The organism is Actinomadura sp. J1-007, from assembly GCF_009793335.1.
GTDB lineage: Bacteria > Actinomycetota > Actinomycetes > Streptosporangiales > Streptosporangiaceae > Spirillospora > Spirillospora yumaensis.
This window is the reverse complement of record NZ_WING01000001.1, coordinates 5,013,199-5,028,618: the sequence shown is the minus strand read 5'-3', so window position 1 is coordinate 5,028,618 and position 15,420 is coordinate 5,013,199. Positions and strand designations below refer to the sequence as shown.

9 protein-coding genes and 1 pseudogene are annotated in these 15,420 nt (G+C 74.2%); 5 read left to right on the top strand and 5 right to left on the bottom strand.

All coding sequences use genetic code 11. The features are described from left to right. Nucleotides 1–36: 36 nt before the first annotated feature. From GEV43_RS22870 to GEV43_RS22860, 3 genes are all read left to right on the top strand, one after another. The gene (locus tag GEV43_RS22870) at nt 37–555 is read left to right on the top strand and encodes a cupin domain-containing protein (protein WP_160822432.1); all 519 of its coding nucleotides are present in this window, start codon (nt 37–39) and stop codon (nt 553–555) included. A 204-nt stretch (nt 556–759) separates the two neighbouring features. Further along, nucleotides 760–3,351, top strand: coding sequence for a M14 family zinc carboxypeptidase (locus GEV43_RS22865; RefSeq protein ID WP_160822431.1), 2,592 nt, complete (start codon nt 760–762; stop codon nt 3,349–3,351). Between the two features lie 195 nt (nt 3,352–3,546). Then, nucleotides 3,547–5,310: an alpha/beta hydrolase gene (locus GEV43_RS22860; RefSeq protein WP_160822430.1), complete on the top strand. Its 1,764-nt coding sequence runs from the start codon at nt 3,547–3,549 to the stop codon at nt 5,308–5,310. A 1-nt stretch (nt 5,311) separates the two neighbouring features. Here the strand turns inward: GEV43_RS22860 and GEV43_RS22855 are convergent, their stop codons facing one another. From GEV43_RS22855 to GEV43_RS22850, 3 genes are all read right to left on the bottom strand, one after another. Beyond that, a complete protein-coding gene (locus GEV43_RS22855; RefSeq protein ID WP_160822429.1) occupies nt 5,312–5,503 on the bottom strand; it encodes a hypothetical protein in 192 nt (63 codons plus the stop codon). Between the two features lie 752 nt (nt 5,504–6,255). Continuing rightward, nucleotides 6,256–6,390 carry a hypothetical protein gene (locus GEV43_RS53895; protein ID WP_302930939.1) on the bottom strand — a complete coding sequence of 45 codons (135 nt, stop codon included), beginning with the start codon at nt 6,388–6,390 and terminating at the stop codon, nt 6,256–6,258. 149 nt (nt 6,391–6,539) lie between these two features. After that, nucleotides 6,540–9,737: a tetratricopeptide repeat protein gene (locus tag GEV43_RS22850; RefSeq protein ID WP_160822428.1), complete on the bottom strand. Its 3,198-nt coding sequence runs from the start codon at nt 9,735–9,737 to the stop codon at nt 6,540–6,542. 315 nt (nt 9,738–10,052) lie between these two features. Here GEV43_RS22850 and GEV43_RS22845 point away from each other — a divergent pair, with 315 nt between their 5' ends. Together GEV43_RS22845 and GEV43_RS22840 are read left to right on the top strand one after the other, a co-directional pair. Next, nucleotides 10,053–11,234, top strand: a complete 1,182-nt coding sequence (locus tag GEV43_RS22845) for a hypothetical protein (protein ID WP_160822427.1) — start codon at nt 10,053–10,055, stop codon at nt 11,232–11,234. Then, the gene (locus GEV43_RS22840; protein ID WP_160822426.1) at nt 11,234–11,827 is read left to right on the top strand and encodes a hypothetical protein; all 594 of its coding nucleotides are present in this window, start codon (nt 11,234–11,236) and stop codon (nt 11,825–11,827) included. Before GEV43_RS22845 ends, GEV43_RS22840 begins: the two co-directional genes overlap by 1 nt. On the opposite strand, the gene GEV43_RS22835 is transcribed toward GEV43_RS22840, so the two are convergent. Together GEV43_RS22835 and GEV43_RS22830 are read right to left on the bottom strand one after the other, a co-directional pair. Then, the gene (locus GEV43_RS22835) at nt 11,817–14,006 is read right to left on the bottom strand and encodes a tetratricopeptide repeat protein (RefSeq protein WP_160822425.1); all 2,190 of its coding nucleotides are present in this window, start codon (nt 14,004–14,006) and stop codon (nt 11,817–11,819) included. The two genes, GEV43_RS22840 and GEV43_RS22835, sit on opposite strands and share 11 nt — an antisense overlap. A 229-nt stretch (nt 14,007–14,235) precedes the next feature. Continuing rightward, a pseudogene (locus tag GEV43_RS22830) lies at nt 14,236–15,399 on the bottom strand (Nramp family divalent metal transporter); the annotation flags it as partial. Nucleotides 15,400–15,420 lie beyond the last annotated feature (21 nt).

The following is a 15,420-nucleotide window of genomic DNA, read 5'->3' as shown; positions in this document are numbered from 1 at the left end:
GGAACGGTCGAGACGAACCGACGAAGGAGAACCGAGATGTCGTTCCTGTCCTACCCTCCAGCGCGCTACGGCGGCACCACCGGCCTGGTCAACGCGTCGTTCCGGCCCGCGGACACCCCGCCCGACCTGGTCTCCGAAGGCCACGACGGCGGACGGACCGGCGCCAGCGAGCGCCAGGAGACGCACTACCTGGCGACGGGCGCCTCCACCGGCGGCGAGTTCGGCCTGTACCGGATCGACATGCCGCCGAACGGCAAGGGCCCGACCGAGCATTTCCACAAGACCATGTCGGAGTCGTTCTTCGTGCTCTCCGGCTCGGTCGCGCTCTACAACGGCGAGAAGTGGATCGACGGGATGCCGGGCGACTTCCTGTACGTCCCGATCGGCGGCCTCCACGCGTTCCACAACGCGACCGACGAGCCCGCCTCCCTCCTGCTCCTGTTCACGCCGGGCGCCCCGCGCGAAGGGTATTTCGAGGGATTCCGCGACCTGCCGGGAATGACGGAAGAGGAGAAGCACGAGTTCTTCCTCAGGCACGACAACCACTTCGTCTGACCGCGTTCCCCAGGCCGTTGCGCGAGGGGCCGAGGGCCGAGGGCCCGGGGGAGCCGGTCGGACGGCGGGCGGTAGCAGGAGGGGCGGGGGCGATCAAGGGGTTGATTGATCGTCGGAGGGGATTCACGCTGGGCACAACCGACCGGCCGGTCGTCCCGTCCCTCCTCTTCCTCGCCCACTCCCCCCGCACCACCAGGAGAACGGATGCCACCGCGGCGGACCGCCCGCGTCCTGGCCGCCGTGCTGACCGCCGCCGCGCTCGTCGGAGTGACCTCGTCCTCCGACGCGCTCGGCACCGGTGACACGGCCGCCCGCACCGGCAGGAACATTCCAGCGCCCAAGGACTACTTCGGCTTCGCGATGGGAACGACCGGCAGGCTCGCCGGCTTCGACAAGATCAAGAACTACCTCAAGCTGATCGACGGCCGTTCGGACCGGGTGCGGTACCAGGTCGCGGACAGGACCACGATGGGCAACGACTACCCGGTCGTGTTCGTCAGCTCGCCCCGCAACCTGCGCGACCTCGACCGGATCGTCCGCGACAACCGGCGGCTCGCCGAGCCGGGCGTCTCCGAGTCCGAGGCGCGCCGCCTCGCCGCCCGCAGCAAGCCCGTCTACCTCATGGAGGGGACGCTGCACTCCACCGAGGTCGGCAACACGCAGGCGCTCGTGGACATCGTGCACCGCTTCGCGACCGAGGACTCCGGCTACACCCGCGGCGTCCTCGACAACGCGGTCCTGATGGTCATCCCGTCCGGCAACCCCGACGGCCAGCACCTGGTCGTGGACCACTTCAACCGGACCGCGAACACCCCGTACGACCGGGTCTACCCCGACCTCTACCACCGGTACATCGGGCACGACGACAACCGCGACTGGTTCATGTTCACCCAGCGCGAGACGCGCACGCGCGTCCGCCTGGAGCAGACGTACCGGCCGGTCGCCGGGCACTACATGCACCAGGCCGGGACGGGCGGGCCGCGGCTGTGGACGCCGCCGTACGACGAGCCGCTCGGCACCGGCGTGGACCCGATCACGATCCAGTCCGCCAACACCCAGGGGCAGGTCGCCGCGCGCGCCCTCACCGCCGAGGGCAAGCGCGGCGTCTCCTCCGACGACGCGTACGGCATCTTCTGGAACGCCGACGTGATGGGCTTCTCGACGTTCCTCGGGACGTCGCTGTTCCTCACCGAGATCGCCGGGGCGAAGGACCTCGCGTACCCGTACAGGAGCCCGGACGGCAAGCCGCTCGGCTCGCAGAACCTCACGATGCGCACGCTCCAGCCGTACGACAGCGACACCTGGACGCTGGAGCAGATCGTCGCGTACGCCGAGACCGCCGCGTACGCGGGCATCGACAACGTCGCCAAGAACGGCGCGTCCTGGCTCTACAACAACCTCTACCAGGTGTCGCACAAGGCGCAGACGCAGACGGACCTGCCGTACGCGTACGTCGTCCCGGCGAACCAGCGCGACCCGTACGCCGTGCTCGAAATGATGCGCGTCTTCGAGTTCGGCCGCGCAGAGATCGAGCAGGCAAGGGCCCCGTTCAGCGCCAACGGCAAGTCGTACCCGGCCGGCTCGTACGTCCTGCGCACGCGGCAGCCGATGGGCCGCTGGATCGACCAGTTGCTCAAGAAGGACGTGTATCCGGAGAAGGCCGCGCGCAAGTGCCCTGAGTGCCCGGTCATCATGCCGTACAGCGAGACCACGGATAACGTGGCGCTTCTCATGGGGGTCGACGCCGTTCCGGTGTCGAAGCCGTTCAACGCGCAACTCCAGCGCGTGCAACGGGTGATGCCCGCACCGACCCGGATGCCGTCCACTCCACGCGGCGCGTACCTCGTGGCCCCCGATTCCTACGGCGTGGGCCACGCACTGGCGCAGTTGCAGAAGGCGAACGTTCCCGTTCTGCGTTCGTCCGAGGAATTCAAGGCGGGCCGCACGTTCGCCCCAGGGACCCTCGTCGTCCCGCCTACCGAGGCCGCCCGCCAGGTGCTGCAACGGGTCTCGTCCTCAACGGGCCTCCAGGTCCACGGCAGCGACGCCCTCCCCAAGGTGGATGGCTTCAAGCTCAAGCCCGGAACCCGCGTCGGCCTCATCCGCGGCGCCAACAACATGCCGGGCGGCTGGATGATGTGGATGCTCGACCAGTACGGCGTCAACTACAAGGTCGTCGGCGCCGACGACTACGCCGACCTGAAATCGCACTACGACACCATCGTCGTCTCCGACGGCGTCTCCAAGAACAGCATCGTCAAGGGCCTCGACCCCGCGAAGAACCCCAAGGAGTTCGCGTGGGCGCGCGGCGTCGGCGACAAGGGCTGGCAGGCCCTGTCCGACTGGGTGTCCGGCGGCGGCAACCTCGTCGCCATCGGCAGCGGCTCGGAGACGGCCCGCGAACTCCTCGACCTGCCCATGCGGAACGCCGCGCCGACCGGCGGCGGGTTCACCGTGCCCGGGGCGCTCATCCGCGCCTCGTACAAGCCCGACGTGCCCGCCGCCTGGGGCATGCCCGAGGAGTGGCCCGTCTGGTTCAACCGCGACGCCGCCTACCGGATCACCGGCAAGGCCGACGTCGCGTCCGCCTACCCGTCCGGCGACCTGCTGGTCAGCGGCTACGCCAAGGGCACCGACGCCCTCGGCGGCCTCGCCAACGTCGCGTCGTTCGACGTCGGCGAGGGCCACGCGACCATCGCCGCCAGCGAGATCACCTTCCGGAGCTGGCCCCGGGCGACCTGGCCCATCGTCGTCAACGCGATGTACCAGGGCCCCTCGACGCCCGTCCATCCCTGACCGTCCGCCCCGTCCCGCCCCGTCCCGGCGCTCCGCCGGGGCGGGGCTTCGGTCTTTCTTCGTGCCTGGAACGGTCCTCTCCGATATCCCGTCCGGGACGGTAAACCGTGCCCTTTGCCGGGGCGTCAAGGAAGCGGTTGCAACTCTCGTGCCTCCCGCCACTCCGTGACTTCCGGACACCCAGGGACCCATCTGATGCGCAAGAGCCTGCTGTCGCTCCTCGCCGCCTGCGCTGTGGCGGCGACGGTGCTGACTTCGGCGAACGGTTCGCATGCCGCGGCCGTCAACCAGCGGACGTACGCCTACGGCTCGCACGCCCGGCAGGCCCTCGACGCGTACTGGCGGCCGTCGGGCACGCCGCGCGCGGGCCTCGTCCTGGTCCACGGCGGCACCTGGGACAACGGCGGCCGGGGCGGCGGCTGGGCGAGCGCCGCGCGGTGGTACGCCGACCGCGGGCTCGCCGTGTTCTCCGTCGACCACCGCTACAACACCGACGCGGCGTGGCCCGGCCCGCGCGACGACGTCCTGTCGGCGATCGCCTGGATCAAGGCCCACGCCTCCCGGTTCGGCGTGGCGCCCGACAAGCTCGTGGTGATGGGCGCGCAGGCGGGCGGCCACCTCGCCGCGTCCGCCGGGACCTACGGGACGGGCGGCACGCTCGTGCGGGGAGTGATCGGGCTGTCGGCGATCACGTCGCCGTACCGGTCGTGGGGCGGCGCGCCGACCTACGCCTCGTCCGCGGCGCGCAGGGCCGTGCGGGACAACGCGACCATCCTCGCCCGCTGCTACCCGGCGCGGAGCGACGCGCCCTGCTGGTCCCGCTGGAACGACATGGTCGCCAAGGCGCACGCGTCGGCGGGCGACGCGCCCGCGTACCTGCTGACGGCCCAGCGGGACACGACGGTCACGTCCGGCCACGCGTCCGACCTGGCGGCGGCGCTGCGGGCCGAGGGCGTCCAGGCGACGACGGAGACCGTGCCGGGGAGCGCGAGCGGCGCGTACCTGCTCACGTCCGCGGTCAAGAGCAAGACGCTCGCCTGGATCAGGGCCCGCACCGCCACCGCGGCCCCGGCCGCGGCCCGCGCCCGGCCCGCGCCGGCGGCGGCGCCCGACCCGGTCACGCGGAACGCGACCGTGGACGGCAGCCGCGCCGCCGCCCGCGCGATGTCCGCGAGCGGCGCGGCCGTCACCGAGGGGACCCACGCGTACGGGAGCCATCCGCGGCAGCGGCTCGACGCGTACCACCGGCCGGGCGGCGCGCCGAAGCCCGCGCTGGTCATCGTGCACGGCGGCTACTGGTACGGCGGCGACAAGGGCGACTGGGCGGCGACCGCGCGCTGGTTCGTCGACCGCGGCTACGCCGTCTTCTCCGTCAACTACCGCTACGACAGCCAGGCCGGGTGGAAGGCGCAGCGCGACGACGTGCGGTCGGCGGTCCTGTGGGTCCGTTCGCACGCGTCGCGGTTCGGGGTGGCGCCCGGCCGGATCGTCGCGCTCGGGTCGTCGGCGGGCGGCCACCTGGTCGCCACGCTCGGCACGTACGGCAAGGGCACCGGCCTGCTGCGCGGCGCCGTCGCCCTCTCGCCCCCCGCCGACCCGTACCGCGCCTACAACGACGGCCAGGCGAACGGCGCGTCCGGCGCCAGGGTGAAGCTGCGCGACAACGCCGTCCTGCTGACGCGCTGCCACCCCGACCCGGGGAACGCCGCGTGCTGGAACCGCTGGAAGGACGCCGCGGCCAAGTACCGCGCGGGCGCGGGCGACACCCCCATGTACCTGCTCCACTCGCGGGACGAGTTCGTCGGGCCCGCGCACTCGGCGCAGCTCTGCTCCGCCCTCACCGCCGCCCGCGTGCCCTGCACGGCCGAGGTCGTCGAGGGCACCAGGCACGCGGGCTCGATCTTCAGCGTCTCCGGCACGCGGGAGAAGGTCCTGAAGTGGCTCCGGGCGCACGACTGAACTAGCAGGGCGCCCCGTTGACCCGGCAGTTCGTGGGCGTCGGCGGGCGGCCGAGGTAGGTGAAGCGCACCGTCGCGCTCTCCCCCGGCGCGAGCGGGCCGCCGCTCGCCTCGTACGTCCTGCCGTCGCGGCCCGGCCCGAGCGGCCCGAAGGGGAGCAGCCCCCGCGCGGCAGCGTGAAGCTGAGCCGCCACCTGGGCAGCGTCGCGCCGCCCCGGTTCGTGATCGTGTACGTGCCGCCGCCGGGCCTGGCCGCGTAGGCGACCGCCGCCCGCCCGCGCGCCTTGGGCGAGGGCGTCCGCGACCGCGGCAGGGACCGTTCAACGCCGGGCGTGCGCGTGACCGGTGCGGCCCGTTCCGCCCCGCGCTTCCCGCCCGGCGCGCCGGAACGCGCCGGTCCAGGCGAAGGGCGCGGTACGAGCGTCTGCTCGGCCGCGGTGGCCCCGGCCGGCGCGACGGGCGTCGTGCAGCCCGCGCACCCGCCCCCGCGACCGGCGTTCGCCGTCCGTGCCCGTCGAGCAGCGCGGTCAGCCCCGCGAGCGTCCCGGCGAACGCGACGGTGCCGAGGACGGCGGCGGCGACCGCCATCGCGGGCGACCGCCGCCGGGGCGGCACGGGCCGCCGCCGCGTGCCCGGCGCCCGGCCCCGCCGGGCCGCACGCCGGTCCCCGCGTCGCGGCGGGGCTGAGCGAGAGGGTTCGTTCATGCCTCAGTCGTCCGTTCGTGGGCGGGCACTGCCCCGCCCTCGGACTGCTCAGCGCAACACGCGCCCCCGTGTCACACCAGCCCGCCCCGCAACAGGCGAGCCTGCGCCGAACCCCCCGATTCCCCCACCCCCGCGCACCTCGATGCGAGCGGTTACCCTGGCTCCCACGCTTCCCAACGGCGAACGCCCCGGCCCGCGTCGAGCGCGGGTCCGGGGCGCGGTGAATCGGCCGGGCGATCGTTCAGGTCATGTGGACCTGCTGCCGGCACTGGCCGGCCATCGTCATGTGGACGGAGGGCGCAGCCTGCGCCTCGATCGCGAACCCGGCGACGAAGGCCGTCACCAGGGCGGCCGCGATGACGCAACGTCGAGTCACCAGGTCACCTTTCTCGAAATCGTCGAAAAATCAGGTCCTCGCATCCCGTGCGCGCCCGGGACGCGAGGACTCTATCTGGAATAAGCACGCCGCACGAGGAAATACTGGATCTCATCCGACATGCCGGTAATGTGCGGCACTCGTCGGGGTCAGGCTCCGGCGGCGGGGTCCGCGCCCAGGAGGCGGGAGCGGACGTGGTCGGCTTCGGGCAGGCCGCCCAGCCGCTCGAAGATCGCGAGGCTCTCCCGCCAGCGAGCGCGGGCCGCGTCGCGGCCGCGCAGGTGCAGCAGCGCGGAGCCCATCCCCTCCAGCGCCTTCGCCGTCTCGTACGGCACGCCCGTGCGGACGGCCAGCTCGTGTGCCTGCCGGAAGTGGTCCAGCGCGACCGCGTGCCGTCCGGACCCCGCGTGGGCCTCGCCGAGCTTGCGCAGCGCGAGCGTCTCCTCGTAGAGCTCCGCGATCGTCCGCGCGAGGTCGAGCGCCTTCTGATAGTGGATGATGGCCTCGCCGAACCGCCCGCCGCGCGCGAAGACCGTTCCGATGCCGACGAGGATCTCGGCCTCCGTGCGCCGGTCGCCGAGCGCGGAGATGATGGCGAGCGCCTTCCGGTACCTCTGGAGCGCCTCGTCCGTGCGGCCGTGGATCTGGTCGATGTTGGCCATGTTGATGAGCCAGATGGCCTCGTGCTGGCGGCCGAGCTCCGCCGCCGCCTCGGCCGTGCGCTCGTAGTGACGCAGGGCCTCGTCCACCCGCCCGAGCCTCAGCGCGAGGTCGCCGGAGTTGTTGAGCACCATCGTCCGGCCGCGCGCGTCGTTCAGCTCCTCGAAGATGAGCAGCGCCTCGTTCCGCAGCTCCGCCGCCTCCTCGTAACGGCCGAGGTACTCCAGGAAGATGGCGGAGTGGTCGAGGCTCAGCGCCTCGCCGTGGCGGTCGCCGAGGGCCCGCCGCAGCTCCAGGGACCGGCGGCTGCGGGCCAGCGCCTCGGCGAACCGCGACCGGTGCCAAAGGATCAGGCTCTGGTGGTCGAGGAGGTCCGCCTCCGCCCGCCGCGCCTCCAGCGCCCGCGGTCCGGCGGGCCCGTCCTCGGCGAGGGAACGGTAGATGCTCAACGCCTCCTCGGCGCTCTCCATCGCCGACGCGTACTCGCCGCCGCGGAAGCGGATGTGGCTGAGGTCGGAGAGCGCCTGCGCCGTTCCCCTCGGATCGCCCGCGTCGTCCCAGACCGCGATCGCCTGCTCATGGAGGCGCGCCGACATGTCCCAGTGCCCCCGGGCCTCCAGATGCCCCGCCAAGACGTGCGCGAAGCGGGCGACATGGCCCGCCCACCCGTGCCCGTCCGCGTACCGGACGGCGTTCAGCAGGCATTCGTGCTCGTCCGCCAACCATTGCTGGGCGTGCTTCTCGGTGGCGAGCGGGGGCAGGTCGCGCGGCCGGTGGGAGATCCGCACGGCGATCCGGCGTCGGTGCGGCATGAGGGTGCGGTCCGCGCGGTCGGCGGCGGCCAGGTAGTAGTCGAGCAGCCGGTGCCCGGCCTCGCGCCGTGCGCCGGGCCCGTCCTCCTCGTGGGCGAGCCGCCGGGCGTACTCGCGGACGAGGTCGTGGAAGCGGTAGCGTCCCCGCTCGGGTTCGGCGATCAGGTGCCGGTCGAGCAGCTCGTCGAGGATCCGCTCGCTCTCGCGGACGGGGACGCTCAGCACGGCCGCCGCGGCGTGCGCGTTGACATGCGGGCCAGGGTGCAGGCCGAGGAGCCGGAACGCCCGCCGCAGGTGCGAGGGCAAGGCCCGGTACGACGCCTCGAACACGCCGGTGATCTCGCTGCCCTCGACACGCAGCTCCTCCAGGCGCCGGTCGTCGGGAGTGAGCCTGCCGAGCAGGTCGGCGACGCTCCAGCTGCGGCGGTGCCGGAGCCTGCTGGCCGCGATCCGGACGGCGAGCGGCAGGAAGCCGCAGCGTTCGACCACCGCCGCGACGTCGGACGGGTCGAGGGCTCGGCCGGACCCCGCCACGCTGGTGAACAGGTCGGCCGCGTCGTCCGGCGGGAGGACCTCGAGCGACAGCGGATGCGCGTCGTGCAGGCCCGACAGGCGGCGCCGGCTCGTCACGATCACCAGGCACCCCGCGGCGGCGGGCAGCAGCGGGCGCACCTGGTCGTGGCCCGCGGCGTCGTCCAGGACGAGGATCGCGTTGCCGCCCGCGAGCCTGGACCGCCACAGCGCCGCGCGCTCGTCCGCGTCGCGCGGGATGCGGGCGGCCGGGACGCCCGCCACCCGCAGCAGCGTGTCCAGCGCGCTCGCGGGGTCGAGCGGCTCGCGCCCGGCGTCGCTCGCGCGCAGGCTCACGAAGATCTGCCCGTCGGCGAACCGGCCGCTCAGCAGGTGCGCGAGGCGGACGGCGAACGCGGTCTTCCCGACGCCCGGCATGCCGTCCACGGTGATCACGGTGGCGGCCGACCCGGACCTCGGCGGCCCGCCCTCCCCCGCGGGCGACGGCACCGCGCGCAGCGCCTCCCGCAGCTCCTCGACCCGTCCGGTGAACGCGTGCACGTCGTACGGCAGGTTGTTCGGCGGCCCGTCGCCCGCGGCGAGCCGCGCGCCGGGCGCGCGGAGGAGGTCGGGGTCGTTGCGGAGGATGCGCTGGTGCAGGTCCTGGAGGCCGTGGCCGAGGTCGGTGCCCAGTTCGTCCGCGAGCAGGCCGCGGGTGCGGCGGTACGTCTCCAGGGCCTCGGCCTGGCGGCCCGAGCGGAACAGCGCGACCATCAGCCGCTCGACGGCCCGCTCGTCGAACGGGTACCGGTCGGCGAGGTCGGCCAGCTCCCCCACCGCGTCGGCGTGGTTGCCGCGGCGCAGCTCGATGTCGAGGCGTTCGAACGCGGCGGCGAGGAGCTCCTCCTCCAGGCCCTTGCGGGTACGGTCCACCCAGTCGCCGGACAGGTCGGCGAGGGGCGGGCCGCGCCAGAGGGCGGCGGCCTCGCGGTAGTGCTCCAGGGCGTACTCGTCGTCGCCGCTCCCGGCGATGGCGCGGGCCTGGTCGCGCAGCAGGCGGAAGCGGTGCAGGTCGACCGCCTCGTCCTCCACCTCCAGCGCGTAGTTGCCCTGCCGCGAGGCGAGCGCGACGCCCTCCAGCCCCTCCAGGCGGTGCCGCAGGCGCGTGATGTAGGAGTAGAGGCTCTGCCGCGCCTTGGGCGGAGGGTCGTCGTCCCAGACGCGGCGGACGAGCGACTCGGCGGGTACGGCCCGGCGCGGGCTGAGGAGCAGGGCCGCCAGCACGCGGCGTTCCTTGGCCGTTCCGAGATCGCGCCGCCGGCCGTCGATCCACAGCTCCACGGGGCCCATGACGCGGAACTCCACCTGCGCCCCTTACGATTCATTCCTCTTGAAGCGATTTTCGCATCAAGGGCCCCGTTCTGACCACGAACGAACCGCTTTTCCCATGGCCGGTGTGGGACGCCGTGACCCGATCCGTCAGGACAGCTGCAAGATTTCGTCAAGCAATCCGGGCGATGCTCGAACCGACAGGGGATCACCCGGCCCGCGTCGCGGGGAGGCGGGCCGGACGGCGTTCACGCGGAGGGGACGCCGGTCGAGGAGGTTCGGAGAAATGCACTGCTCGGCTGACACGTGGCTGCGGGGCCGTTCGGCCTCGACGCGCGGAAGGGATCGACCGTGCCGGTCAGGAGGACGGTTCTCGCGGTCGCCCATCACATCACCGCCGCGACGCGGCTGGCGGACATCGTGCCCATGCTGGAGAGCGACCGCCGGCTCGTCGTCGCCTACACCGCGCCGCCGGCGTCGGCGTTCACCGGCGGGCTGGACGAGCTGCTGCGGGGGCTCGGCGGGCTGGTCCTGCCGTGGGCGCAGGCCGTCCACTCGCGCTTCGACCTCGCGATCGCGGCGAGCCACGGGGCGCTCGACCAACTGCACGCGCCGGTGCTGACCGTCCCGCACGGCGCGGGGCCGGGCAAGCTGCTGCACCGCGGCGGCGGGCTCGGGCCGCCGGCGGCGCGGCCGGTCACCGGCCTGATCCGGGAGCGGATGGTCGTCGCCGGACGGGTCGTGCCGTCGGCGATCGCGCTGCCGCACGAGCGGCACCTGCGGGGCCTCGAACGGGAGTGCCCGGAGGCGCTGCCCGTCGCGTTCGTCGGAGGGGACCCGTGCCTGGACCGGCTCGCGGCGAGCCTCCCGCACCGGGACGCGTACCGGAGGGCGCTCGGCGTCCGGGACGGGCAGCGCCTGGTCTTCGTCAGCTCCACCTGGGACGAGGACTCGCTCCTCGGCCGGCGCCCCGACGTGCTGTCCCGGATCGCGGCGGCGCTCCCGTCCGGCCGGTACCGGATCGTCGCGGCGCTGCACCCGCACATCTGGAGCTGGTACGGCAGGCGGCAGGTCCTCGCCTGGCAGACCGACGCGATGCGCCAGGGCGTACGGCTGCTGCCGCCCGAGGAGGGCTGGCGGGCGGCCCTCGTGGCGTCCGACCGCGTCGTGGGAGACCACGGGTCGGTGACCTACTACGCCGCGGCCGTGGGCGTCCCGGTGCTGCTCGGCACGTTCCCGCGGGACAGCGTCGCACCCGGCTCGCACCCGTGCGGGCTCGCGGCGGTCGCGCCGCACGTGTCCTGGCGCCGCCCGCTCGCGCCGCAGCTCGACGACGCCGACCGCGCGTACGACGCGGAGGCGCACGCGACGCTGAGGGACGCGATCAGCTCCAGGCCGGGCGAGGCGGCCGGCCTCCTGCGCCGCGAGATGTACCGGCTGCTGCGCCTCCCCGAACCCGAAGCCCCTCCGGACGTCGCCCCCGTCCCCCTCCCGCGCCCGATCCGCTACAACGGCGGAATCCGAGCCGCCTGATGGACATCTCCCTGGTGCGCGTGTGGACGCGCGAGGACGTACACGGCGGCGGCGAACGGGTCGTGGCCACGTGGTGGAACGGCCGCGGCGCGTCGTTCACGCTGCGCCGTACGGACGCCGCCGAGACCGAAGCCGCCGGAGGCGACGCCGACGCCGTTCGCCCGGCTGACGAGCATCTCGCCGCCGGCCCCGGCGAACGGTCGCCCGCGTGGCTGGCCTGCGCGGACGTGATCGTCCGGCTGGACGGCGGCGGCACGGCACGGCTGGACGGCTACGGCGCGGTGACGCTGGACGGCGTGTTCGCCCGCCATCCGGGCTGCCTCGTCGCGGTGGTGGTCCGCCCCGGCGGCGAATGCGTCGTGGGCACCCGCGCGGGCGCGCGTGCGCGGCTCGTCCCGCTGGACGGCCGGACGCGGATCGAGGCGGACGCCGCGTCGTACGCGTCGGTCGTGCACGCCTGGATCGCGTCCGGTCACCCGCTGGACGGCCTGGACGGTGCGCGCCTGACGGTCGTGCGGCACGGCGGCGCAGCGCGGCGGGACGGGGTGCGGGTCGTCGTGGAGGACGGGCGGGACGGGCGGCTCACGGCGTGAGGCCGGCGAGCCGTTCCCTGACCGCGTCCGCTCCGGGCGCCCTGAGCCTGTCGTAGATCGCGAGGGCCGCTTCGAGGTGGCGGCGTTCGGCGGGGACGTCGCGCCGGTGCGCCGCCACGCGGGCGAGCTGCACGAGGGCGTTCGCCTCCTCGTGCGCCGCCCCGTTCTCGCGGGTGATCTCCAGGCCGCGGCCGAGCGCCGCCGCGGCCTCGGCGGGCCGCCCGGCCGCGAGGTGCGCGGCGCCGAGGAAGGTGAGGGTGCGCGCCTCGTGGTACGGCTCGTCGCTGCGCGCGAAGTAGGCGAGGGCGTCGGCGAGGTGCCGGACGGCCTCCTCGGGGCGGCCCATCGCGGCGTGCGCGCGGCCGATGTGCCGGGTCATCAGCGCCACGCCGCGCGGGCGTCCGAGGCGTTCGTGGACGTCGCGGGCCCGCGCGAACAGCCCGGCGGCGGCGGCCGGGTCGCCGGCGTCGAGTTCGGCGATGCCGAGGCCCTCCAGCGCGGACGCCTCGCCGAGCGCGTGCCCGGCCCGCCGTTCGAGGGCGAGCGCCTCGGCGTAGTGCTCGCGGGCGCCGTCGATGTCGCGGGCGTTCAGGCGGGCGGTCCCGGCGCTGTAGAGCATCCGGGCCTCGGCTCGGGCGTCGCCGCAGGCCCGCGCGGCCCGCGTCCCGAGCCGGAAGACGTCGGTCCAGAACGGGGAGTGCTTGCGTTGCAGGAACAGCGGCCACATCGCCTGGGCGAGCTGCCACACGGCGTCGTGCAGGCCGTCCTCGCCGGCCTGCCGGACGACCGCGACCAGGTTGTCCTGCTCCTGCTCCAGCCAGGCGCGGGCGGCGGGACGGTCCGCGAACAGGTGGCGGCCCTCCGCCTGGCGGCGGCGTTCGGCGGGGTGGCGGTCGCCGAGGTGGGCGCGGCCCGGCATCAGGGTGACGTCGGCGGCGACCGCGAGCGCCAGGTAGTGGTCGGCGAGCCGCGCGAGGGCGGCGCGCGGATCGTCGTTGTCTCGTTCCATCATGGCGCGCGCGTGCAGGCGCACGAGGTCGTGGAAGCGGTGGCGGTCGTCGCGCTCCTCGACGAGCAGGCTCGCGTCGGCGAGGTCGTTCAGCAGGTCGGCGGCCTCGGCCCGGTCCGTGCCGAGGAGTGCCGCCGCCGCCGCGACGTCGAACTCGCCGCCGGGATGGACGCCGAGGCGCCGGTACGCCGACGCCTGGGCGGGTTCGAGCGCCCCGTAGGAGGCGTTGAACGCGGCCTGCACCGACATGTCGCCCTCGCGGGTCCGCAGCGCCGACAGCCTGCGCTTCTCGTCGTCCAGCTCGCGCACCGCGCGGTCGAGGGTCCAGCGGCGGCGGGCGGCGAGGCGCGCGCCCGTCGCGCAGACCGCGAGCGGCAGCAGCCCGCACAGCGCGACCAGCGAACGGGCCCGCTCGCGTTCGGCGTCCGTCCCGATCCGGTGCGGGCCGATCATGTGGGCGAGCAGCTCGACGGCGCCCGACTCGGCCATCGGGCCGAGGTCGAGGAAGCGCGCGCCGTCGGCCCCGAGCCCGGTGAGGCGCCGCCGGGTGGTGACCACGACCAGCGCGGGCCCGGCGCCCGGCAGCAGCGGGCGGACCTGCGCGGCCGACACCGCGTTGTCGAGCAGGATGATCACGCGCCGTCCGGCGACCATCGAGCGGAACAGCGCCGCCCGTTCCTCCACGTGCGCGGGCAGGCCCTCCTCCGCCGCGCCGAGCGCCCGCAGGAACCGCTCCAGCGGCTCGGCCGAGTCGAGGGGGCGCTCGCCGGAGAAGCCCCGCAGGTCGACGAAGAGCTGGCCGTCGTAGCCGGGGGCGATCTGGTGCAGCCAGTGCAGGGCGAGGGTGGTCTTGCCGACGCCGCCCGGACCGCAGATCACCACCAGCGCCGGAGCGCCCGGCGCGTCCCCGTCCGGGCCGTCCGCGGCGCGTTCCGCGCCGGCCGCGAGCCGCCTCAGCTCGCGCAGCTCCTCGCTGCGGTTGGCGACGAACCCGGGCGACGGCAGTTGCGCGGGCGCGGGCGGGCGCGGCGGCCCGCCCAGATGGAACTGGATGCCGCCCTCGACGTCCCGGACCTGGACCGCGGGACCGGCGACGAACCCCCGCAGCTCGTTCGCCCACGGGACGCCCGCTTCGCGTCCCTCGGCCGCCCCGTCAGCCAAACCGTCCATCCCGCAGATATCTAGAGAAACAAGCACGTTCCGTAAGCACCGGCTAGGGTACCCGGAGGCGATAATGCGTCCATTTATAACGGCCCTGGCCGCGGCCCGTTCCCTGGACCGACATTAAGCAATTCTCAATAACCGGGAGTGTGGGACTTGACCGATATTGACAACAGTTCCCAGATTTCCACCTCGCCATACCGTCCGATTTCGGCCATGCTGCGGGTGCCCGGTCCGGTCAGAGCATGCCGGTCAGGAGATAGGCGTTGAGGCAGATGATCAGGGCGGCGATGGCCGCGACGGCGGCGGTCGTGGCGCGGCGGTTGACGTAGGGGCCCATCAGGGCCGGGTCGCGGGTCGCCAGCACCAGCGGGACCACCGCGAACGGGATGCCGAACGCCAGCAGCACCTGGCTCAGCACGAGCGCGTGCCCCGGGTCGGCGCCGAGCACGAGCAGGACGATCGCGGGCAGCATGGTGAGCAGGCGGCGCAAGGTCAGCGGGATGCGCAGGCTGACGAAGCCGTTCATCACGACCTGCCCCGCGTACGTGCCGACGCTCGACGACGACAGGCCCGACGCGAGCAGAACGACGGCGAACGTCAGCGCCGCGCCGCCGCCGACGAGCGTCCCGAACGCGGCGTGCGCCTCCTCGACGCCCGAGATGTTCTGGTAGCCGGGGTTGTGGAACAGCTTCGCGGCGATCACCAGCATGGCGGCGTTGACCAGCCCGGCGAGGCCGAGGGCGAGGACGATGTCGTACCGCTCCAGGCGCAGCGTGCGGGGCGAGCGCGGGCGGCCCGCGGTGAGCGCCGAGTGCAGGTAGACCACGTGCGGCATGACGGTCGCGCCGACGATGCCGACGGCGAGCAGCGGGCCGTCGCCGCCGGGCAGCGTCGGGACGAGCCCGAGCGCGGCGCCGCGCGCGTCCGGGCCGACCCGCAGCGTCTGGTACAGGAACCCGGCGACGATCAGGCCGAGCATCGCGGCGATGGCCAGCTCGTACGGGCGCGCGCCGCGGGACTGGAGCGACAGCAGGGCGAACGCGACGGCGGCGGTGATCAGCGCCGACACCGGCAGCGGCACGCCGAACAGCAGGTTCAGGCCGATCGCCGCGCCGACGAACTCGGCGAGGTCGGTCGCGGCGGCGACGAGCTCGGCCTGCGCCCACAGCAGCCAGCGGGCGCGCGGGTAGCGCTCGCCGCAGATCTGCGCGAGGTCGCGGCCGGTGACGACGCCGAGCTTCGCCGACAGGTACTGCACCGGCATCGCGACCACGCTCGCCGCCACCACCACCCAGAGCAGGCTGTAGCCGTGGCGGGCACCGCCCTGGAGGTTGGTGACGAAGTTGCCCGGGTCCACGTACGCGATGGCGGCGACGAACGCCGGGCCGAACGCGGCGAGACGGCCCCGGACGGGCGCCCC